At 70.5% G+C, this 21,272-nt stretch carries 19 protein-coding genes and 1 pseudogene; 10 read left to right on the plus strand and 10 right to left on the minus strand.

Going from position 1 to position 21,272, the window contains the following annotated elements:
* The first annotated feature begins 1 nt into the window (after position 1).
* The 4 genes from R0145_RS08635 (at position 2) to kdpB (ending at position 5,252) form a co-directional block, all read left to right on the plus strand.
* Positions 2–1,045, plus strand: a complete 1,044-nt coding sequence (locus tag R0145_RS08635; RefSeq protein WP_317839973.1) for a VOC family protein — start codon at positions 2–4, stop codon at positions 1,043–1,045.
* 18 nt (positions 1,046–1,063) lie between these two features.
* A complete protein-coding gene (locus R0145_RS08640) occupies positions 1,064–1,501 on the plus strand; it encodes a lipocalin-like domain-containing protein (protein WP_317839974.1) in 438 nt (145 codons plus the stop codon).
* 14 nt (positions 1,502–1,515) lie between these two features.
* Positions 1,516–2,868 carry an amidase family protein gene (locus R0145_RS08645; protein ID WP_317839975.1) on the plus strand — a complete coding sequence of 451 codons (1,353 nt, stop codon included), beginning with the start codon at positions 1,516–1,518 and terminating at the stop codon, positions 2,866–2,868.
* Positions 2,869–3,242: 374 nt separating this feature from the next.
* Positions 3,243–5,252: a potassium-transporting ATPase subunit KdpB gene (gene kdpB, locus R0145_RS08650; RefSeq protein ID WP_411742103.1), complete on the plus strand. Its 2,010-nt coding sequence runs from the start codon at positions 3,243–3,245 to the stop codon at positions 5,250–5,252.
* Here the strand turns inward: kdpB and R0145_RS18410 are convergent.
* Positions 5,236–5,556 carry a fumarylacetoacetate hydrolase family protein gene (locus R0145_RS18410; RefSeq protein ID WP_411742104.1) on the minus strand — a complete coding sequence of 107 codons (321 nt, stop codon included), beginning with the start codon at positions 5,554–5,556 and terminating at the stop codon, positions 5,236–5,238. The two genes, kdpB and R0145_RS18410, sit on opposite strands and share 17 nt — an antisense overlap.
* Here R0145_RS18410 and R0145_RS08655 point away from each other — a divergent pair.
* The 4 genes and pseudogenes from R0145_RS08655 to R0145_RS08670 all read left to right on the plus strand — a co-directional run.
* Positions 5,543–5,677, plus strand: a pseudogene (locus R0145_RS08655) (hypothetical protein); the annotation flags it as partial. The gene R0145_RS18410 and the pseudogene R0145_RS08655 overlap by 14 nt on opposite strands.
* Positions 5,678–5,695: 18 nt before the next feature.
* Entirely contained in the window at positions 5,696–5,995 is a 300-nt protein-coding gene (locus tag R0145_RS08660; protein ID WP_317839977.1) for a hypothetical protein, read from the plus strand.
* Positions 5,996–6,321: 326 nt separating this feature from the next.
* Complete coding sequence (locus R0145_RS08665; RefSeq protein ID WP_317839979.1) at positions 6,322–7,299, plus strand: alpha/beta hydrolase; 978 nt, start codon at positions 6,322–6,324, stop codon at positions 7,297–7,299.
* Positions 7,299–7,424 (plus strand): hypothetical protein, encoded by a 126-nt coding sequence (locus R0145_RS08670; RefSeq protein ID WP_317839980.1) that lies wholly within the window; start codon positions 7,299–7,301, stop codon positions 7,422–7,424. The genes R0145_RS08665 and R0145_RS08670 overlap by 1 nt, the downstream gene beginning before the upstream one ends.
* Before the next feature lie 54 nt (positions 7,425–7,478).
* On the opposite strand, the gene R0145_RS08675 is transcribed toward R0145_RS08670, so the two are convergent.
* From R0145_RS08675 to R0145_RS08715, 9 genes are all read right to left on the minus strand, one after another.
* Complete coding sequence (locus R0145_RS08675) at positions 7,479–8,402, minus strand: NUDIX domain-containing protein (protein ID WP_317839981.1); 924 nt, start codon at positions 8,400–8,402, stop codon at positions 7,479–7,481.
* A 26-nt stretch (positions 8,403–8,428) separates the two neighbouring features.
* Positions 8,429–9,229, minus strand: a complete 801-nt coding sequence (locus R0145_RS08680; protein ID WP_317839982.1) for a hypothetical protein — start codon at positions 9,227–9,229, stop codon at positions 8,429–8,431.
* 169 nt (positions 9,230–9,398) lie between these two features.
* Positions 9,399–10,790, minus strand: coding sequence for a glutamate decarboxylase (locus R0145_RS08685; protein WP_317839983.1), 1,392 nt, complete (start codon positions 10,788–10,790; stop codon positions 9,399–9,401).
* Positions 10,791–10,943: 153 nt separating this feature from the next.
* Positions 10,944–12,038 (minus strand): transaldolase family protein, encoded by a 1,095-nt coding sequence (locus tag R0145_RS08690; protein ID WP_317839984.1) that lies wholly within the window; start codon positions 12,036–12,038, stop codon positions 10,944–10,946.
* A 116-nt stretch (positions 12,039–12,154) separates the two neighbouring features.
* Positions 12,155–12,907, minus strand: coding sequence for an AIR synthase related protein (locus tag R0145_RS08695; protein WP_317839985.1), 753 nt, complete (start codon positions 12,905–12,907; stop codon positions 12,155–12,157).
* Between the two features lie 32 nt (positions 12,908–12,939).
* Positions 12,940–13,710 (minus strand): energy-coupling factor transporter transmembrane component T, encoded by a 771-nt coding sequence (locus R0145_RS08700; RefSeq protein ID WP_317839986.1) that lies wholly within the window; start codon positions 13,708–13,710, stop codon positions 12,940–12,942.
* On the minus strand, positions 13,707–15,425 hold the full coding sequence (locus R0145_RS08705; protein WP_317839988.1) for an ABC transporter ATP-binding protein: 1,719 nt from the start codon (positions 15,423–15,425) through the stop codon (positions 13,707–13,709). The genes R0145_RS08700 and R0145_RS08705 overlap by 4 nt, the downstream gene beginning before the upstream one ends.
* A gap of 4 nt (positions 15,426–15,429) precedes the next feature.
* Positions 15,430–15,954 (minus strand): ECF transporter S component, encoded by a 525-nt coding sequence (locus R0145_RS08710; RefSeq protein ID WP_317839989.1) that lies wholly within the window; start codon positions 15,952–15,954, stop codon positions 15,430–15,432.
* Between the two features lie 123 nt (positions 15,955–16,077).
* Entirely contained in the window at positions 16,078–17,562 is a 1,485-nt protein-coding gene (locus R0145_RS08715) for a helix-turn-helix domain-containing protein (protein WP_317839991.1), read from the minus strand.
* 59 nt (positions 17,563–17,621) lie between these two features.
* Between R0145_RS08715 and aceA the strand changes: the two genes are divergently transcribed.
* Both aceA and R0145_RS08725 read left to right on the plus strand, forming a co-directional pair.
* Positions 17,622–18,968, plus strand: a complete 1,347-nt coding sequence (gene aceA, locus R0145_RS08720; protein WP_411742089.1) for an isocitrate lyase — start codon at positions 17,622–17,624, stop codon at positions 18,966–18,968.
* Positions 18,969–18,999: 31 nt separating this feature from the next.
* Complete coding sequence (locus R0145_RS08725) at positions 19,000–21,228, plus strand: malate synthase G (protein WP_317839995.1); 2,229 nt, start codon at positions 19,000–19,002, stop codon at positions 21,226–21,228.
* Positions 21,229–21,272 lie beyond the last annotated feature (44 nt).

The following is a 21,272-nucleotide window of genomic DNA, read 5'->3' on the forward strand; positions in this document are numbered from 1 at the left end:
CATGCCAGCCAACGATCACGCCATCCAGCAGGAGGACCGACCCGACCTGCTGCTCGACTCCCTGGGCTACGTCGGGGTGTCCTCCGACCGGCTCGACGACTGGACCACCTTCGGGCGTGACGTCGCCGGCATGCAGGTGGTGGACTCGACCCGGCGGGGCCGGGCACTGCGGATGGACAGCCGCTCGCACAGGTTCCTGATCACCGACGACGGCGGCCGGGGCTACTACGGGTTCGAGGTCTCCGACGCGGCCGCGCTGCAGCGGGTCGCCGCCCGGCTCGACCTGCGCGGGGTGCGCCACACCGCGATGGACCGTCCGACCCGGGACCACCGCCGGGTGACCGACGGTCTGTGGTGCCTCGACCCGGACGGGAACCGGATCGAGGTCTTCCACGGGCCCGAGCTGGCCGATCACCCGTTCTCGCCCGGCCGGACACTCGGTGGTTTCCGCACCGGGGTGCTCGGCCTGGGCCACGCGGTGCTGCTCACCGCGGACCCTCGCCCACTGATCGACTTCTACCGGGGGGTCCTCGGGTTCCGGCTGTCGGACTACATGTTCAGCCCGTTCGAGGCGTACTTCTTCCATCTCAACCCGCGCCACCACAGCCTCGCGGTGGTCCGGTCGGACGGCCCCGGCGTCCACCACATCATGGTCGAGCTGGCCCAGCTGGACGACGTCGGCGCCGGGCTCGACCTGGCCGAGGGCCGCGAGGACGGCATCCGGGTGACCCTGGGCCGGCACTCGAACGACCACATGATCTCGTTCTACGCCCGCACCCCCTCCCCGTTCATGCTCGAGTACGGCTGGGGCGGCCGCTCCGTCGACGTCGAGCGGTGGGAGCCCTACGAACTGACCGAGGGACCGAGCATCTGGGGCCATGAGCGGTCCTGGCTCACTCCGGAGCTGCGGCTCAAGGCCCGGCAGATGCGGATCCAGGCCTCCGCGGAGGGCCGCAGCTACCCCGTCCACGTCCGGGAGGGCAACTACGACGTGGTGCCCGCCGACAGCTGGATCCCCGCCACCCGACGGCCCTACGTCGGCTGACCACCCGAAAGGCACACCATGACAGCACGCACGATCACCCCTGAGGAGTTCGAGGGCACCTGGCGGCTCCTCGACTGGCGCCAGGAGTACGACGACGGCCGGTTCCAGCACCCGATGGGCGAGCATCCGGTCGGACTGATCAGCTACCGGGAGGGCCGGGTCTACGAGATCGCCACCAGCGCCGCCCGCCCCGACTTCGTCACCGGCGGCCAGTGGGACGCGGACGATGCCGAGAAGGCGATGGCCTACAGCACCTCGATGTGCTATTCCGGCACGTACGTCCTGGACGGCGACCAGGTGGTCCACTATGTCGACCTCAGCGTCTTCCCGAACTTCGTCGGCAAGGGGCTGCGCCGCACGGTCGGCTGGGACGGCACGACGATGACGCTCTCCGGTCGGATGGAGGAGGGCACGCCGCAGGCCCGCACCGTGATCCTCGATTGGCGTCGCTGGTGAACGGGGAGACGACGATGACCGAGACCACCGGAACCCACCGGACCCTGCAGGACTGGCTGGCGCTGCCGGTCGGCGCCCGCAAGGAACTCCTGACCGAGGCGGTGCGGGCCGCCGAACGTGCCCGCGACGACCTCAACACCTACATCTCACTCCTCTCCCCCGACGAACTCGGGCCGGCCGACGAGGGCGAGCTGGCCGCGGTGCCGTACGCAGTGAAGGACAACATCGACGTCCGCGGCCTGCCGACCACCGGTGGCACCCCGGCGCTGATCGGGCACCGCCCGAGGATCGACGCCTCGGTGGTGCGCTCGCTGCGCGACGAGGGCGCGATCGCCATCGGCAAGGCAAACATGCACGAGCTGGCCTTCGGGCTGACCTCGAACAACGGCCGGTTCGGTCCGGCCCGCAACCCGCACGACCCCGACCGGGTCTCCGGTGGCTCCAGCGGCGGATCGGCCGCGGCGGTCGCCTCCGGCAGCGTGCCGTTCGCCCTCGGCACCGACACCGGTGCCTCGGTCACCACCCCGTCCGGCTACTGCGGCGTCGTCGGCTTCCGGCCGTCCACCGGACGGTACGCCGGGGACGGGATGCTGCACCTGACCTGGACCCGGGACGCGATCGGGGTGCACGCCCACACCGTCACGGACGTGCGGATCATCGACCGGGTGATCACCCGGTCGTCAGTGCGGCCGGATCCGGTCGAGCCGGCCGGCCTCACCGTGGGCGTGCCGGCGGAATTCTTCGACGACGTCGATCCGCAGGTGGCTCGGGCGGCCGACGCCGCGCTGGCCGCGCTGCGGACCGCCGGGGTCAGGTTCGTCGAAGTGGGCGTCCCCGGGGCGATGGAGCTGGCCGCGGCCGGCTTCTCGATGGTGTTCTACGAGACCCCGATCAACGTACGGGCCTACCTCAACGAGACCGAGGAGGCCTACCGGGGGCTCACCCTCGCCGAGATCGCCGCCCGGACCGGATCGCCCGATGTCACCGCGATGCTGCGGCTGATGCTCGACGACCCGATCAGCGATGCTCGCTACGAGGCGGACGCCGGGGTCCGCAACCGGCTGCGGCGGCGCTACCAGGCCACCTTCGCCGACCATCGGCTGGATGCGATCCTCTACCCGACCACTCCGAACCTGCCGCCGGAGATCGGCACCGACGACCGGATCACGCTGAACGGCACCGAGCGGGACATGTTCCCCACCGCGACGCGCAATGTGGCCCCCGGCGGACTGGCCGGTGCCCCGCAGCTCACCCTGCCGCTGTCCCGGCCCGACGGCGCACTGCCGATCGCGGTCACCCTGGAGGGTGGCATCGGCACCGATGACCGGCTGCTGGCCATCGGTGCGGCACTCCACCGGCTGATCTGACCTGCTCTGCCGGTCATCGCGATCGGTTCGGGCGCGGCGGGTGGCACGGCGTACGTCTCCGTGGCCACCCGCCGGCACGTTCCTGCGCCTGGCCGACGCACGTCAGGCCTGCCGTGTTGCGGCATCGTCAGCGTCCGTCGGCACCGCCGTATGCGTTCCGTCAGGACCGAGAGCACGGGCGGCGCCGCGGGTTTTGATCAGGTGGTGAGCCCAATCGGGCGCCGGTCCCCGCCGGGACCGTGTCCTCCGGACGGAGTGTTCTGATGCGTGACGCCGCACACGGGCGGGTGGCCGATGGCCGGGCCCGGTTCCGGCTCGCCCTCCCCGAGGCATTCGCCAAGCTCGCCCCCCGCCGACAGTGGCACAATCCGGTGATCTTCCTGGTCTGGGTGGGTGCCGTGCTCCTCACGGCTCTCGCGGTCGCTCAGTCCTTCTCCCCGGTGGGCTCGGCCGCCTCCGTCCCTGCGATGTCCCCGCTGCTGACCTGGTCGATCGCGGTGTGGCTGTGGCTCACTGTGCTGTTCGCGGACATCGCCGAGGCGGTCGCCGAGAGCGGCGGCAGGGCCCGGACCGAGGCGCTGTGGGACAGCCGCACCGGGACGAGGGCGCACCTGCTGGACGCCTACCGGCCGAGCGAGGATCCCGGCGCCTTCCACACCTTCAACGCTCCGGTGCCGTCCTCCGAGCTCCGGGAGGGCGACGTCGTCGTGGTGAGCGCGGGCCAGCCGGTCCCCGCCGACGGGGACGTGGTCTGGGGCGTCGCCACCGTCGACGAGTCGGTGATCACCGGCGAATCCGCTCCGGTGGTACGGGAGGCGGGGAGCGGCCGCTCTTCCGTCATCGGCGGCACCCGGGTGCTGACCGATCGGATCGTCGTCCGGATCACCTCGCAGCCCGGCGAGACCTTCCTCGATCGGATGATCACCCTCGTCGAGGGGACCAACCGTCGGAAGACGCCGGACGAGATCGCCCTGGGCATCCTGCTCGCCGCGCTGTCCGTCGTGTTCGTTCTCGTCGTGCTCACCCTCGAGCCGCTCGTGTCGTTCGGGGGCGGCGGGGCGGTGAGCATCCCCGTCCTGGTGGCGCTGCTGGTCTGCCTGGCCCCGACCACGATCGGCGCGTTGCTGTCGGCGATCGGGATCGCCGGGATGGACCGGCTGCTCAGCTGCAATGTCGTGGCCACGTCCGGGCGCGCGGTGGCGGCGGCCGGTGACGTGTCGACGCTGCTGTTGGACAAGACGGGGACGATCACCGAGGGCAACCGCCGGGCGGTGGCCTTCCTTCCGCTGCCGGGCGTACGCGAGGAGCGACTGGTCCGCGCCGCAGCCCTGTCGTCGCTGGCCGACCCGACACCGGAGGGCCGCTCCATCGTCGCCCTCGCCGCCCGCCAGGGGATCGATGTCGGCAGCGACGCGCCCGGCGAGATCGTCCCGTTCACCGCCCGGACCCGGATGTCGGGCCTGGACCTGCCGGACGGCACCCGGATCCGCAAGGGGGCCGGGTCAGCCGTCACGGCCTGGCTCGGCCGGAACCTGGTGGCCCGGCCCGGCGACCTGCTGGCCGAGTTGGACCGGCACATCGAGGCCATCGCGCGGACGGGAGGCACCCCGCTGGTGGTCGCCTCGACGAGCCCCGCCGGGGAGGGGCATCTGCTGGGTGTCGTCCACCTCAAGGACATCGTCAAGGAGGGGTTGACCGAGCGGTTCGCCGAGCTGCGGGCGATGGGGATCCGTACGGTGATGATCACCGGGGACAACCCACTGACCGCCGCGGCGATCGCTGCGGAGGCCGGCGTCGATGATGTCCTGGCCGAGGCGACGCCGGAGGACAAGCTCGCCCTCATTCGCCGCGAGCAGCAGGCCGGCCGTCTGGTCGCGATGACCGGCGACGGGATCAATGACGCGCCGGCGCTCGCCCAGGCCGATGTCGGGGTGGCGATGAACTCCGGCACGTCGGCCGCCAAGGAGGCCGGCAACATGGTCGACCTCGACTCCGACCCGACGAAACTGATCGACATCGTCCGGATCGCCAGGCAGCTGCTGATCACCCGCGGTGCCCTGACGACCTTCTCGATCGCCAACGACATCGCGAAGTACTTCGCGATCATCCCGGCGATCGTCATCGGCAGGTATCCGGGACTGGCGGTCCTCAACGTGATGGGTCTGCATTCGCCGGCCTCCGCGGTGCTGTCGGCGGTCATCTTCAACGCGACGGTCATCGTTGCCCTCATCCCGCTCGCGCTGCGCGGGGTGCGGTACCGGGCGACGTCGGCTGCGAGGATCCTTAGCCGCAACCTGCTGGTCTACGGGGCCGGCGGCATCGTCGCACCGTTCGTCGGGATCTGGCTGATCGACCAGGTCGTACGGCTCATCCCCGGCTTCTAGGCTCCGGGTGCTCCGCCACGCTCTCCTCGACCACCGGGTTGACCAGGACACCGAGATCCTCGACGGAGACCGCGACACGGTGGCCGGGCAGGATCGGCAGCGAGATGGCCGGGGCCCCGATCAGTACCACGTCGCCCGGCGCGAGGGTGAGATAGCCGGTCAGGTAGACCAGCAGTTCCCGGGCGGTCCAGGCGAGGTCGGCAGAGCTGGACTCGACCTGGGAGCCGTGCTCGACCCGGGTCGCCAGGTCGTGGCCCTCGCCGTCCAGGACCGGACCGAGATCGGTCTCGATCCGCGGCCCCAGCGGGGGCGAACCCGTCGTCGCCTACTCCCAGGGCTTCGACCAGATCGCCGCTGCCAGTGCGGAGTACGGCTGGGACATCGACCGTGGCGCCTGCGCCCGGATCTGGCGGGGTGGTTGCATCATCCGGACCCGCCGGAAGATGGCCGACGGGATCCCGCTCGCCGACGAGGACCGCTGGCCCTGGCCGGAGCGGCTGGCCGGATGGATGACCGCCCATGCCGACACCGGCAGTGTGGTGTCCTGCTCGGCGCTGCGGCACAGCTATCGGGAGGAGCTGTGCCACCGCCTGCGGTCCCGCACCGACCACTTCATGCCGGCCAGCCTGCTGGATTCCCAGCTGAGCACCCTGGAACCGCTGGCTCCCGGTGAGGGCATCACGGTCGACGGGACGCTCCCGGTGGAGCAGATCGTCGAGGCGATCCTCGCCGGCCTGTCCTGAGCCTGGGATGGCGCTGGACGGGGCTGCCGGCAGCCGATCGGCCGACACCGGGGTCCCGGCGTGACACTCGCGACGATATGCTCCTGCCGTCGTCGTACGGCCATGCCCTTGCCGATCGTGTGGCCGAGGCGCGAGACCTCGGGCGTACGTGCTGATCGGAATGAGGACCGGAGCGGAGAGCCGTGGACGATGAAGCGCTGACAGGCCGTTCCGACAACCGGGAAACACCTCCGGCGAGTGGCGGTTCGGGTGCGGCATCCGGTCGTCACCGTCGGCGCCCCGGGCGGGTGCCGACGCGTTCGTTTCGCCGTCGCGCGGTGGTGATCATGGGCGTGATCGCCACCATGGTTGCTGTGGCTGTGCTCACGTACGGGGTCTCGGTCCAACCCGGCGCCGCGATCGTCAAGCTGGCCTTCGAGGCCGGAGCAGAGCCACCGCCCGCCCCGGGCAGCATGGTCGCCGTGCGCGACGCCACGGTGACGGTGGGAGTTCCGGTAGCCGTCAGCGGCGCGCCGACCGCAGCGCTCGACATCTACCGACCGGCCCAGCCGACGTCATCACCCCTGCCGGTCGTTCTCTGGGTCCACGGCGGTGGGTTCATCGCGAACTCCTCGTGGATGGTCAGCGACTATGCTGCCCGGCTCGCGGCGTCGGGGTACGTAGTGGCGAGCCTGGACTACTCTCTTGCACCGCGGAGTCGCTACCCCACCCCGGTCCGCCAGGCAGACGCAGCATTCGCCTTTTTGAGGGACCACGCCGCGGAATATGGCGGTGACTCCGCGGCATTCTTCCTCGGCGGTGACTCCGCGGGGGCTCAGATCGCCAGTGAGACCGCCGTTGTGGAGACCGACCCCGCGTTCGCCTCCCGGGTGGGGATCACCCCGTCCTTGGCTGCTGGCCAGCTGCGGGGCGTGGTGCTCTTCTGCGGCCTGTACGACATGCGCACGGTCGGGCAAACGGGATTCCCGGCGCTGCGAACGTTCCTCTGGTCCTACACCGGGCGCCGGGACTACCTCCGCTATGACCGGATCGAGGAACTGTCCACCACCGGTACTGCGTCCGCAGCCTATCCGGCGACGTTCATCGCGGTTGGCGATGCTGATCCCTTCGAGCCCCAGGCCATCGAACTCACCAGCGCGTTGCGGGACCGCGGGGTGGATGTAACCACCGAGTTCTGGACCGGCTCCGGTCGAGACCTGCCGCATGAGTATCAGTTCGATGTCGACGCCGATGCCGGGCGGACCACCTTCGCCCACACCCTGGACTTCCTCGCCCGACACCGCGGCGAGACGGGAGGTCGATGATGGCGGAACCGGATGGACTGCGACCGTCCCGGACCCGGGCGGTCCTGGTCTCCCTGCTACTGGGGTTGACGACGCTGGCCGGCGCGTTCGTCATCTACGTCCTTCTTGTCGCCGTGGGTCGGTGAGCTGGCGCGAACAGAAGCGCTACCGGACCCAGTCACACCACTCACCCCGGGCGCTCAGACCAGCAGGTCCAGCAGCCAGTGCACCCGCCGGGCGGACGCCCCGGCCGCGACCACCCGCTGGGTCAGTCCCCGGTCGCTGGTGACGACCGTGACGGCTCGTCCCGCGGCGACGAGCCGTTCGGTCTCGGCCACGATCGCGTCGTCTCCCGACCCCGGCGCCCGGATGATCCCCACCGTCGCCGACGTGACACTGTCCCCGGCGTCCTCGTCGGACACGGCGCGGGCCGCCGCCTCGACCACTACCCGGTACCCGGGGAACCACCGGTCCTCGGACAGCCCCAGTGCGCCGGCCGGCAGGCCGCGTGCCGCCAGAGCGGCCACCCGCCCGAGCAATCGCCGGGCGGCCGCGACGCGGTCGCGCCACCACCCGTCCGGCGCGGCGCCGATGACGTTCGCGGCGTCGACCACGATCACCGGTCGGTGCTCGAGCAGCCCACGAAGCCGCGGCCAGGACGCGGCGAAACCGGGATGCAGCGGGTAACCTGCCACCTCTGCCGCCGGCACCCAGGCCAGCTCCAGACTCTCCCGGTCACTGATCACCGGCTCGAACGGCACCACGACGTCACCGACCAGGGTGGTGTAGCTCCACACGCCCAGGTCGACGACGCTGAGGAACCGCGGCGTGACCGCTCGTTCGGGGAGCCCGGCCTCCTCGCGCGCCTCGCGCCGGGCCGCGTCCACGGCGGACTCCCCCTCGTGCCGCGCGCCGCCCGGCAAGGCCCAGGTGCCGCCGTGGTCGCTCCACTCCACCCGGTGCTGCAGCAACACGCCGCGGGCGGGATCGAGGGCCAGTAGCCCCGCGGCGCCGAAACGCCCCCAGTATCGCTCCCCCGTCGGCGCTACCACCCAGGCGTCGCCGGGGTCCCGCGGACCGAACGGCCGGCGCGGCTCTCCGGGGAGCGGCGGGAGGATCGTCACGGCTCCACCCTGTCACAGCCTGGAGGTCAGTGGGACCAGGCCCGGCGACGGAGGCGTTGCATCGCCAACCCGACCAGTGCCACCGCGACGGCGACGGCGAGCGCGATCAGGGTGTGCGGGTCCTGGATCAGCGTCCGGACGAACGTCTGCGCCGCTATCCGGGCGAGTTCGGCGGGGTAGCGCAGATAGACGCGGTAGCCGGCCGCCGTCTGGATGCCCGAGAACGCCGCCGGGACGATCCAGAGGACGGCCAGGCTGCCCAGTGCGGCGGTGGCCCGGGTCCTGGTGGCGACACCACTCCAGGCGATCGACGCGCCCACGATCAGGCCCGACACCGCGGTGGGCAGCCACGGCCAGTGCCGCAGATCGAGAGGCGCGTCGACCGGCGGGAGCGGGAGGGCGACGTCGAGCAGCCACCATCTCAGGGCGACCGCTGCCAGGCTCAGCCCGACGACGGCGGCTGGTGCCGGGCCGACGGCGATCAGTTGCAGCACCACCACCCCGGCGAGGTCAGCGGCGATGATCACCGCCAGCATCAGCACCAGGTAAAGCCAGGAGAGCCGGTTGTGCTGCAACCCGAGCGCCACCACCACGACGGTCTGCACCATCGCGACTGTGTACACGGCAGCCGTGCCGCCCGTCGCGGCAGCCGCCGTAGACCGCCGCCCTCCGCCCACGAGTCGCACCAGCACGCCGGCGAGGGCGTATCCGGTGACGATGAGTCCCCACAGCAGGGTGATCGCGTACTGGCTGAACGGCAACAGGGCGATCGGCATCCGGCCGGGCAGCGTCGAACCGGCCCACAGGTTCTGCAGCGGCAGCCGCATGCCGGTGAGGAGCCAGGGTGACAGGCCGACGATCGCGGCGACCGCGCCGAACGCGTACCACCACAGGGTGCTGACGGCGGCGTCCTCGAGTGACGGGGCAGCGGCGTGGGCAGGCTCCGGATCGGTCGGCGCTCCCTCACCCTTTCATGCTCACGCCGCCCCGCTGCCGTCAGTGCCGGAAGGACTCGGTGTGGCTGGGATCGGCCGGCAGCTTCGTCGGGAGGTGCTCGAGGTAGTCGGTGGCCCGGCGCAGGTCGTCGAGCAGCAGATCGGCCAGGTCATGGCCGAAGCCGTTGCGGACCACGATCCGCAGCCCCGACACGTCGGTGAGGTCGGCCGGCAATGAGTAGGCGGGCACCTGCCAACCACGCTCCCGCAGCTTCGCCGACACGTCGTACACCGTGTAGTTGACGACCTCCGGCCTGAGCCGGAAGAAGAAGACCGGCAGCTCCGAACCGTCGCTGAGCAGTTCGTACGGCCCCATCGCGGCGATCTCGCGGGCCAGGTGTGTCGCGGTGTCGCGACAGGCCTGCTGGACCGCCCGATAGCCCTCCCGGCCCAGCCGGATGAAGTTGTAGTACTGCGCGATGACCTGGGCACCGGGGCGGGAGAAGTTCAGGCCGAAGGTCGGCATGTCCCCGCCGAGGTAGTTGACGTGGAACACGAGGTCCTCGGGCAGTTGTTCCGGCGTACGCCAGATCACCCATCCGACGCCCGGGTACACCAGGCCGTACTTGTGCCCGGAGGCGTTGATGGACCGCACCCGCGGCACCCGGAAGTCCCACTCCAGCTCGGGATCCAGGAACGGCGCCACGAACCCGCCCGACGCGGCGTCGACGTGCACCGGGACGTCCGGTCCCCCGCCGGCGGCCAGGTCGTCCAGGGCAGTGGCGATCTCCTTGACCGGTTCGTACGATCCGTCGAACGTCGACCCGAGGATCGCCACGACACCGATGGTGTTGTCATCCACCAGCGGGAGCGCATGGGCGGCGTCCAGGTGCAGCCGTCCCGGCTCGATCGGCGCGTACCGCGGCTCGACGTCCCAGTAGCGGCAGAACTTCTCCCACACCACCTGCACGTTGATGCCCATCACCAGATTGGGCCGGTCGTGGGGCAGTCCGGCCGCGGTCCGTCGCTGCCGCCACAGCCACTTCATCGCCAGGCCGGCCAGCATCACCGCCTCACTCGAGCCCGTCGTGGAGGTGCCGGTGGCGGCCTCGTGCGAGGGCGAGTTCCACAGCTCGGAGACGATCTTCACACAGCGGCCCTCGATCGCCGCGGTCTGCGGGTACTCGTCCTTGTCGATCATGTTCTTGTCGAGGGTCTCGCCGAACAGCCGATCGGCCTCGTCGTCCATGAAGGTCGTGACGAACGTCGCCAGGTTCTGCCGCGAGTTGCCGTCCAGCATCAGCTCGTCGTGGAGCAACCGGTAGGCGACCCGGGGATCCATGCCGTCGGTCGGCAACTGGTCCTTCGGGATGCCGTCCAGTTCGTTGGGGAGTGCGAAGAGGGGCCTGGTGACCAGGCGTTCGACATCGATGTCCGTGCGATGGACAGCCATGGCCCCACCCTAGCGACGGCATCCGGAACGCGACAGCACCCTGCTGTATCACCCATCTCCTGGGACGGAGCGGTGTCCAAGCACACTCCCCGTCTGCCCGGTGATCAGCGCGACCGGGCAGACGGGGAGAAGAGGGCAGGAGCCGGTCCGGGATCAGGGGGCCGGGATCAGGATGTCGCGCACCAGGGCGTCCAGGTCGGCGTCGGCCGTCAGGAACTGGCGCAGGGTGCGTCGGGTGGGGCCGAACTCGTCGAACTCGACCGGGGTCATCCCGTCGGCCTCGTAGGCGCGGACGAAGTCGGGGATCCGGCGCAGCTGCTCCAGGTAGTGCTCGCTGACCGGGACGTCCATCCGCGGGGTGACCTGGTAGTCGGAGGCGTTGATCAGTGCCTGCCACTTGAACGGCGGGGAGACCACGACGTCACCGCCGACGAACTCCGCCCACTGCAGCACGTTGCGGAAGGCCGCCGACAGCAGCCGGGCCCGCAGGCCGCGCTCCTGGAAGATCTGGTAAGCGTGCTTGAAGGCGGCCACACCGGCCCACTCCAGGGCAGCCGGATCGAGGAAGATCTTGTCGCGGGAGACGACGTGCTTGAGCCAGTCGTCCAGGCGTCCGCACATGATGGTGACGACCGGCCCCATGGTGGCGGTGTCGAGGCCCTCGGTCTCGCGGCGCTTGAGGGCCCGCTCGATCGCCTCACCGGCGGTCACCGCCTGCGGGACGGAGAAGGAGACGGTCACGTTGACCGAGACGCCGCGGTAAGTGGCCTCCTCGATGGCCTTGATGCCGACGTCGGTGGCCGGGATCTTCACCACGATGTTGGGCGCCAGCTCGCTGAACTCGACGGCCTGGGCGACGATCGCGTCGGCGTCGCGGTGCAGCCGCGGGTCGGTCTGCACCGACAGGCGGCCGTTGCGCCCGTTGTGCGCATGGAAGATCGGTTCCAGCAGTTGGGCGGCCTCGACCGACATGTCCTTGACCGCCTGCCAGCCGATCTGCGACTCACCCCAGGTCGGGTGGGCGGCCGCGATCTCGCGGATCCGGTCGGTCCACACCTCCGGGTGCTTGGAGATCGTCGTGTAGGCGATCACCGGGTTGCAGGTGGCGCCCACGCCGCCGAAGGCGATGGACTGACGCAACTCCTCCAGATCGGAGGAGTCGTTCCACAGGGCGGTGGGGGTGGTCTGGGCAGCCTCCAAAAGGGGACCGGCTACGAGTGCCGTCTCGAGGTACGCCGTGTCATTCATGGACTCAAGCTCCTGGTCGGTGGCGTGGGGGCGCCGATGCCGCCCAGCTGATGGCCACGAGACAATCTAAACGTCATGACAGGACGAAGTCAAGCAAATGTACATACAAATACGGATCACTGGGTCAGTTGCGCGACCGGATGCAGCGGCACCCCGGCGCCGATGATCGCCCGGAGCGGCTGCACCGCGTCCGGCGCGCAACTGAGCAGCACGCAACTCGACGGTCCGCCCGAGTCGGTCCGGGAGACCGGTGCGTCCGCCGTCCACACGGCAGTCAGACCGGCGGGTCCGGCGAGCTGGGGCACCTCCCAGGCGAGCCCCCGTGACCCCACCGGGACCGCGTCGTGCACGAGTCCGGAGGCGAGGAGGGCGCGGACCGAGGTCACCGGGACGAGGCCCGGACGACCGATGACGAGGTGGTCCCGCGGGGCCGACAGCGGCGTCCCGGCGCACAGCACGAGGTCGCCGGCCAGCGACCGGCCCCGCGGTTCCCGGCCCTTCGGCAGGCGCCCGATGACGGTGACGGCGACACCGGTGGAGCGGGTGACGACGTTCTCCTCGGTGCTGCCCGTCACCGCTTCCGCCGGTACCCCGGCCTCCGCGGCCAGCCGGCGGATCTCCGCGATCATCGGCTCGCCGGTCGGATCTCGCTCCACACAGAGGTCGTTGACGACCGCGATCGGTTCGGCGCCGACACACAGGATCTCGAGCAGCGGGACCCGCAGGGCGAAGTGGGCGACCGTGACGGCGTCCGCCGGCACGGTGTCGGCCGGCTTCGGGCCGATCCCACCGACACAGTCGGTGGCGACCACGAGACCGCCGCCGAGCACCAGCAGGTCGCGGAACGGTCGGACAGTCGGTCCGGACATCGGCCCCGGCACGCCGGGATGCGGACCCGATCTCACAGCCGGCCGTATCCGCGTGCGAAGCGCAACCAGACGAGCACCGCCACGACGGCCAGGACAAGGGTGAGCACCACCAGATCCGAGCGCCGCAGCCTCAGCTTTCGCAGCATGGTCATCGACGTCCGGGCACCGTAGCCACGGTTGGTCAGGGCGATGGCGAGGTTCTCCGCCATCAGGATCGAGCCGGTGATCAACGGGACCATGAGTGGGATCACCGCGGTGATCCGTCCGATCGGCCCGCTGTTCCGGACCCGGGCGCCGCGGGCGCGCTGGGCGTCGATGATCAGGTCCTTCTTCCGGGCCATCGTGGGGATGGCCGAGATCGCCGTGGTGACCAGGATCGACAACCAGGTCGGGGCGCGCAGTGTCGCCATCACCACCAGCAGGTCGTCGACCGGCGTGCTGATCGTGACGGCGTACGTCGCCACCACCATCACCAGGATCCTGGCCACCAGGTTCAGCCCGACCAGGAGGCCTGCCACGGTGGCTGTCATCGGGCCGGCGGCGATCAGCACACCCGCGTGGTCGGGTGCCGTGGACCGGCCACCGGTCACCAGCGTGACGGCCACGACCAGCACCAAGACGGGCACCAACGGCTCGATCACCCCCCGCAGTCCCCGGAGCGGCGTTCCCGCGGCCGCGAGCGCCGCCAGCAGCCCGGCCAGGAGTGCGGTGGTCCACAGCGGGTGGGAGAGGGTGATCACCGCCACCATGATCGCGACGAAACAGACCAGCTTGACCCGGACGTCCAGCGCGTGCAGTCTCATCCGGCGGCCCGCCGGTCCAGCGTCGTCGCGAGGTGACGACCGAGCAGCCCCGCGTCGAGCACGGGCACCGCGTCCGGCCACAGCCGCCGGCAGAGTTCCGCGGTCGGCGGGACGGACACCCCGGCGGCGGCCAGGACCTCGGCGGTGGGGCCGTCGGCCATCACCTGCCCGGCATCCAGCACGACCGTCCGGCGCGCGTGGCCGGCCACCAGGTCGATGTCGTGGGTGACCATCAGGATCGTGGTCCCGTGGGCGTTGAGCCGGTCGATGAGCGCCATCACACCCCGGACGCCGGACCAGTCCTGTCCCGTGGTGGGTTCGTCGACGACCAGGACGGGCGGCTGCAGAGCGAGCACCGACGCGACCGCGATCCGTTGGCGCTCCCCCTTGCCGAGAGAGAACGGATGCCGGTCGCCGACAGCGGACAGTCCGCACAGGTCCAGGGTCTCGGCGACCCGTTGCCCGATCCTGTCGGGATCCAGCCCGGCGATCCTCAGTCCGTAGCCGACCTCGTCGGCGACCGTACGGTTGAAGATCTGGTGGTCGGGATTCTGGAACACGTAACCGACCTGGTGGGCGAGTTCCCAGGGCTCGAGCCGGGCCGCGTCCACCCCGTCGATCCGGACGACGCCCGAGGTGGGGTCCAGCAGGCGGTTGAGGTGTTTGGTGAGGGTCGTCTTGCCGGCACCGTTCCGTCCGACCAGAGCGACGTACTCGCCGCGTCCGATGGTCAGGTTCACCCCCGCCAGGCCCCGATGGCCGTCCGGATAGGTGTGGGCCAGGTCCCGCAGCTCGATCACCGGGGCGGTCCCCGCAGCCGGCGGAGCAGTCCCGGAAGCGGGGGTGGGGGCCGGAAGGGGACGCCCGGACCGCAGCTGGTCCACGATCGCCACGGCCGTGTCGACGTCCAGGGGCACGTTCTGGTGGGCGATCAGGCCGGCCTCGGCGAGCACTGACCCGATCACCGCGATCGGCAGTGGCCTGATCGAGTGCCGCGCCGCCAGCCCCGGGTCACGGAAGAAGTCCACCGGGCGGCCCTGCCAGCCGACGCGGCCCTCGTCCAGGACGACCAGGCGGTCGGCCCTGCGGACGACATCGGCGCCGTCGTGGTCGACCACGATGACCGCCGTCCCCGGGGTGTGACGCAGCAGGTCCAGGGTGGCATAGACCTCCCTGCGACCCTGGGGGTCGAGCTCCGCGGCGGGCTCGTCGAGGCACAGCACCTCCGGCTCGAGGGCCAGGATCCCGGCGATGGCGAGGCGTTGCTTCTGGCCGCCGGAGAGCTCGGCCGTCGCCCGCTCCTCGAGACCGGCCAGCCCCACCCGGGCCAGGCATCCCGTCACCCGGCGCCGGATCTCGTCGCGGGGCACCAGATAGTTGCGCGGACCGAAGGCGACGTCCTCGGCGACCGTACGACCCAGCAGTTGGCCCTCGGGATCCTGCAGCACCAGGCCGACGTGCTCGGTGATGGTCTGGACCCGATAGTCGGCGAGATCGGCTCCGTCCAGCCGGACGGCACCGTGGAGGGTCCCCTCCGTCAGTTGTGGGATCACGCCGTTGAGGGTCATCAGCAGGGAGGACTTCCCGGCGCCCGTCGGGCCCATCACCGCGGTGAAGCTGCCGGCCGGAAAGCGGAGATCGACCCCCCGGAGGGCGTCCGCGTCGCCGCGGGGGTAGCGATAGGTGACGTCGACCACGTCGAGAGAGTCCCGCATCGGGTCAGTTCACGAGCCTGGTGTTGCGGACGGCGTAGTAGGCGATGGTGGCGATGACGAGGTTGACCACCGCCCCCACCAGCAGCGACGGGACCGAGGCGACGTACATGCCCCAGCCGCCGACGGGCAGGACGACCAGGCCCAGGCCGAAGCTGTTCAGCACGGCAGTGACGACCAGACCCGCGACCATCCCGACGGTCCCCCGCCGGCCGAGCCAGCAGAAGACCTGGGCACAGATGCCCATGCCGAGCGCGATCAGCAGGTGCAGCGGCAGAGTCAGTGGGAAGCCCGCGATCGCGGAGGTGAGCAGGTGGCCGACGGCTGCGACGACGAAGCCCAGCCACCCGCCGAAGGCGACCGCGGTGAAGAAGCCCGGGGCCGAGTCGAGGGCGACCGTGCCCAGCGGGCTGGGGAGCTTGATCAGGGAGCCGACGGCGCTCAACGCGATGAAGACCGCCATGATCGCCACCTTCCGCGCGGACACGGCCGGCCTCACGGTGCGATCCGGTTTGCGGTCGGTCAGGCTCATGGGAGTGCTCCTTCGAGGCGGTGGGTGTCGGTCGATCCAACGGCCTGAGCGACACTAGCGCCCGTCCGGACTGCCGAGGGGACAGGGTTGTCCGTTGTCCGTCAACCCGGAGGACGACCCGGATCAGTCCTCCGGGTGACCCGAGCGGGAATCGAGGAACTGGTAGACCTCGGCGTCCTCGACCCCTGGGAACGTGCCGGGCGGAAGCGCGGCAAGCAGGTGTGCGTGGGCCCGCGCGCTCGGCCAGGCGTAGCCGGACCACCGCTGGGTCAGCTCCGCCGGCGCCCGGCGACAGCAGCTCTCGTCGGGGCACCGGGAGACCGAGTGCTCCTTGGTGTCGCGGCCCCGGAACCACTTCGACTCCTTGTAGGGCACGCCGATGCTGGTGGAGAACGCGCCGCTGGCATCGGCCCGATCGACGCGGGCCGTGCACCAGTACGTGCCGTCGGGGGTGTCGGTGTACTGGTCGAACGCATTGAACTTGTCCGGCACGTCGAAGACCTGCCGCGACGTCCAGTAGCGACACAACGGCTGGCCCTCGATCGCGCCCAGGCTGTCCTTGGGGAAGGTGACCCCGTCGTTCTCGTACGCCTTGTAGATGACGCCGGATTCGTGCACCCGCTGGAAGTGGATCGGGATGCCCAGGTGCTCGGTGGCCAGATTCGTGAGCCGGTGGCAGGCACCCTCGTAGCTGACCGCAAAGGCGTCCCGCAGGTCCTCCGGCGCCAGCTCCCGCCGGTCCTTCGCCTGCTGCAGGAAACGTACGGCTGGCGCCTCGGGCATCAGCAGCGCCGCGGCGAAGTAGTTGGTCTCGACCCGCTGGCGCAGGAAGTCGCCGTAGCTCGTCGGCGGCGTGTGGCCGAGGATGTGGTGTCCGAGCGCCTGCAGCAGGACCGACTTGGGGTCGTGGTCCCCCAGCCCGGCGGTGGGCAGGTAGATCCTCATGTTCCTCAGGTCGGTGACCGAGCGGGTCGAATGCGGCAGGTCGCTGGCATGGTGCAGGGTGAACCCGAGGTGCTCGGTGATCTCGCCGATGAGGTGTTGCGACAGCGGCCCCGACACGTAGCCGACGCGGTTCAGCAGCTTCGCCGCCTCCGCCTCGAGTTCGCCGTAGTAGTTGTTGCGGGCACGCATCTCGTCCCGCAGTTGGGCGTTGGCGCGCCGCGCCTCCTCCGGCGTGGCGACCCGTTCGGCGGCCTCCCGGGCGAGTTCGCGGTGCAGCCCGACGAGTGCCTCGAGGACGTCGATCGGCATCCGTGGGGAGATCCGGACCGTCGGCAGGCCCTTGGCCCGGGCCAGCGGGGAGCGCATGTGGTGCTCGAGCTCGATCTCCAGCTGGGCGCGGCGGCTGGGCACCGGGGCGGTGAGATCGTCGAGCGTCGCGTCGTACACCCGGGCGATCCGTTGCAGCATGGACAGCTTCGCCTCGCGCTTGCCGTTCTCGAGCAGGGAGAGTTGCGACGCCGAGACGCCGGACCGCTCGGCGACCTGGCCCAGCGTCAGGTGGTGCTCCTTGCGCAGGTGCCGCAACCGCCGGCCGAGGGAAAACGGATCGAAAGCGTCGGCCGCGTCGTCAGGGTCCGTGGGCTGATCATCATTGACAAGCACGAAATTGACGGTAGCAGAATTTTTGCGTTTCTTTCCAGAGTTTTCTCTAGGAAGTTGTGGTGCAGGTCACGCAAGGTGGTGTCAACGGGACGCGCAGCAAGGACGCTGGCCCGACGAACCGAAGGAACACCATCATGAGCTCCACCTCCGCCGAACTCATCCAGCACGACTGGAAGACCAACTCCCGCTGGGCCGACGTCCGGCGGGACTACACCGCTCACGATGTCGTCCGCCTCCGTGGCACCGTGCAGGAGGAGCACACGCTCGCCCGCCGGGGCGCCGAGCGGCTCTGGGAGAAGATCCACACCGAGGACTACCTCAACGCGCTCGGCGCGCTCACCGGCAACCAGGCGGTGCAGCAGGTCAAGGCCGGTCTGCGGGCCATCTACCTCTCCGGCTGGCAGGTCGCGGCGGACGCCAACCTGGCCGGCCAGACCTACCCCGACCAGTCGCTGTACCCGGCCAATTCGGTGCCGCAGGTCGTCCGGCGGATCAACAACGCGCTGCTGCGCGCCGACCAGATCGAGCACTCCGAAGGCATCCGTACGGTCGAGGACTGGCTGGTCCCGATCGTGGCCGACGCCGAGGCCGGTTTCGGTGGTCCGCTCAACGCCTATGAGTTGATGAAGTCGATGATCGTGGCGGGTGCCTCCGGCGTCCACTGGGAGGATCAGCTGGCCTCCGAGAAGAAGTGCGGCCACCTCGGCGGCAAGGTGCTGGTGCCGACCAAGCAGCACGAGCGCACCCTCAACGCCGCCCGGCTCGCGGCCGACGTCGCCGACGTCCCGTCGGTGATCATCGCCCGCACCGACGCCGAGGCGGCCACCCTGATCACCTCCGACGTCGACGAGCGGGACCAGGAGTTCCTCACCGGCGAGCGCACCAGCGAGGGCTTCTACAAGGTCCGCAACGGGCTCGAGGCCTGCATCGCCCGGGGCAAGGCGTACGCCCAGTACGCCGACCTGCTGTGGATGGAGACCGGCACCCCCGACCTCGAGGTCGCCCGGAAGTTCGCGGAGGGCGTCAAGGCGGAGCATCCCGAGCAGCTGCTGGCGTACAACTGCTCGCCGTCGTTCAACTGGAAGAAGCACCTCGACGACGCCACGATCGCCAAGTTCCAGCGTGAGCTGGGCGCGATGGGGTTCAAGTTCCAGTTCATCACCCTGGCCGGTTTCCACGCCCTCAACTACTCGATGTACGACCTCGCCCACGGCTACGCCCGCCACGGGATGTCCGCCTACGTCGACCTGCAGGAGCGCGAGTTCGCGGCCGAGGAGCGTGGCTACACTGCCACCAAGCACCAGCGCGAGGTCGGCACCGGCTACTTCGACGACATCGCCACCGTGGTCAACCCGCAGAGCTCGACGACAGCTCTGAAGGACTCCACCGAGATCGCCCAGTTCTGATCCGACACCGCACGGGAGTGAGGAGACCGCCATGACCACATCGACCATGCCCCCCGCCGGGCTGCGGACCGAGACCCACCAGCCGATCGGTGACCTGCTGGTCGACCGCAGGCTGGTGGCGTTCCTCGACGAGGAGGCGTTGCCCGGCGCCGGCGTCCCGCAGGAGACGTTCTGGGACGGCTTCGTGCAGCTGTTCCACGGGTTCACCGACCGCAACCGCGCCCTGCTGCAGGAGCGCGAGCGGCTGCAGACCGCCCTCGACACCTACCACCGGGAGCATCCCGGCGTCCCGGAGCCGGTCGCCTACCAGCAGTTCCTCCGCGACATCGGCTACCTGCTCGACGAGCCGACCGGCGTCCGGGCCCGCACCCGGAACGTCGACACCGAGATCGCGGAGGTGGCCGGCCCGCAGCTGGTGGTGCCGGTGATGAACCGGCGGTTCGCGATCAACGCGGCCAACGCCCGGTGGGGCTCGCTCTACGACGCGCTCTACGGCACCGACGCGATCAGTGCGGACGGCGGCGCCGAGCGCGGCCGTGGCTACAACCCGGTCCGCGGACAGCGGGTGATCGCCTGGGCCCGCGCGTTCCTGGACCGGGCGGTGCCCCTCGCCTCCGGCTCCCACGCCGACGTCGTGGAGTACCGGGCCGGGCGCCGGCTGCTGGCGACGCTGCGGTCCGGCGATGTCGTCGGGCTGGCCGACGAGGACGCCTTCGTCGGGTTCACCGGCGCCCCCGGCGTGCCGAGCAGCGTCCTGCTGCGCCACCACGGACTGCACATCGAGATCCGGTTCGAGGCCGACAGCGCCATCGGCCGGTCGGACCGCGCCCATATCAGCGACGTCATCCTCGAGGCCGCGATCACAGCGATCATGGACTTCGAGGACTCCGTGGCGGCGGTCGACGGACCCGACAAGGTGATCGGGTACCGCAACTGGCTGGCGCTCAACGACGGCACCGCGGCGGAGGAGATGGCGAAGGGCGGGCGTACGTTCACCCGCACCCTCGCCGAGGATCGCCGCTGGTCCGCGCCGGACGGCACCGAGCTGCGCCTGCCGGGCCGGTCACTGATGCTGACCCGCAACGTCGGCCACCTGATGACCACCCCGGCGGTGCTCGACGAACACGGCCGGGAGCTGCCCGAAGGCATCCTGGACGCCCTCGTCACCAGCCTGTGCGCGATGCCGGGCCTGGCCGCCGGCAACGAACGGGCCAACTCCCGCGCCGGTTCGATCTACATCGTGAAACCCAAACAACACGGGCCCGCGGAGGTGACGTTCACCTCGGACCTCTTCGGCGCCGTCGAGGACATCCTCGGGCTGGAGCGGCACACCATCAAGATGGGCATCATGGACGAGGAGCGCCGGACGACGGTGAACCTGATGGCCTGCATCGGGGAGGCCGCCGACCGGATCATCTTCATCAACACCGGCTTCCTCGACCGGACCGGCGACGAGATCCACACCTCCATGGTCGCCGGCCCGATGATCCGCAAGGCGGAGATGAAGTCGGCCACCTGGATGACCAGCTACGAGGACTGGAACGTCGATGTCGGCCTGGCCGCCGGACTGCCCGGTCACGCCCAGATCGGCAAGGGCATGTGGGCGATGACCGAGCTGATGGCGGACATGCTGGAGACGAAGATCGCCCACCCGCTGGCCGGGGCGAACACCGCCTGGGTGCCCTCCCCCACCGGCGCGACCCTGCATGCCACCCACTACCACCAGGTGGATGTGCGGGAGCGTCAGGCCGAGATCGCCCGCGGGGGACGCCGCGCCACCCTGGACGGGCTGCTCCGGATCCCGCTCGCCCCGAGCACGGACTGGACCGCGGACGAGCGTCGCCGCGAGGTCGACAACTCCTGCCAGTCGATCCTCGGCTACGTCGTCCGCTGGGTCGAACAGGGGGTGGGTTGCTCCAAGGTGCCCGACATCAACGACGTCGACCTGATGGAGGACCGGGCGACCTGCCGGATCAGCTCGCAGATGCTGGCCAACTGGATCCATCACGACGTGGTGTCGGCGGAGTTCGTGGTCGACGCGTTCCGGCGGATGGCGGTGGTGGTGGACCAGCAGAACGCCGACGATCCTGACTACCTGCCGATGACCCCGGCCACCCCGGAGGGATCGTACGAGGACTCGATCGCCTGGTGTGCCGCCCGCGACCTGGCTCTGCACGGCACGGAGTCGCCCTCGGGCTACACCGAGCCGATCCTCCACGCGCGTCGGCGCGAGTTCAAGGCGCGCCACGGGCTGGTCTGACGCGGACCCGACCCCCCGGCGGCGCTGCGCCGGGGGGTCGGGTA

Source organism: Raineyella sp. W15-4 (genome assembly GCF_033170155.1).
Classification (GTDB): Bacteria; Actinomycetota; Actinomycetes; order Propionibacteriales; family Propionibacteriaceae; genus Raineyella.

Coding starts and splice junctions, on each gene's coding strand:
- R0145_RS08680 (WP_317839982.1), bottom strand. CDS start 9,229: ATGCGGCTGCCGCTGCAGAACCTGTGGGCCGGTTCGACGCTGCCCGGC.
- R0145_RS08710 (WP_317839989.1), bottom strand. CDS start 15,954: ATGAGCCTGACCGACCGCAAACCGGATCGCACCGTGAGGCCGGCCGTG.
- R0145_RS08690 (WP_317839984.1), bottom strand. CDS start 12,038: ATGAATGACACGGCGTACCTCGAGACGGCACTCGTAGCCGGTCCCCTT.
- R0145_RS08640 (WP_317839974.1), top strand. CDS start 1,064: ATGACAGCACGCACGATCACCCCTGAGGAGTTCGAGGGCACCTGGCGG.
- R0145_RS08665 (WP_317839979.1), top strand. CDS start 6,322: ATGGGCGTGATCGCCACCATGGTTGCTGTGGCTGTGCTCACGTACGGG.
- R0145_RS08700 (WP_317839986.1), bottom strand. CDS start 13,710: ATGAGACTGCACGCGCTGGACGTCCGGGTCAAGCTGGTCTGTTTCGTC.
- R0145_RS08635 (WP_317839973.1), top strand. CDS start 2: ATGCCAGCCAACGATCACGCCATCCAGCAGGAGGACCGACCCGACCTG.
- R0145_RS08725 (WP_317839995.1), top strand. CDS start 19,000: ATGACCACATCGACCATGCCCCCCGCCGGGCTGCGGACCGAGACCCAC.
- R0145_RS08670 (WP_317839980.1), top strand. CDS start 7,299: ATGGCGGAACCGGATGGACTGCGACCGTCCCGGACCCGGGCGGTCCTG.
- R0145_RS08685 (WP_317839983.1), bottom strand. CDS start 10,790: ATGGCTGTCCATCGCACGGACATCGATGTCGAACGCCTGGTCACCAGG.
- R0145_RS08695 (WP_317839985.1), bottom strand. CDS start 12,907: ATGTCCGGACCGACTGTCCGACCGTTCCGCGACCTGCTGGTGCTCGGC.
- R0145_RS08705 (WP_317839988.1), bottom strand. CDS start 15,425: ATGCGGGACTCTCTCGACGTGGTCGACGTCACCTATCGCTACCCCCGC.
- R0145_RS08660 (WP_317839977.1), top strand. CDS start 5,696: ATGGCCGACGGGATCCCGCTCGCCGACGAGGACCGCTGGCCCTGGCCG.
- R0145_RS08645 (WP_317839975.1), top strand. CDS start 1,516: ATGACCGAGACCACCGGAACCCACCGGACCCTGCAGGACTGGCTGGCG.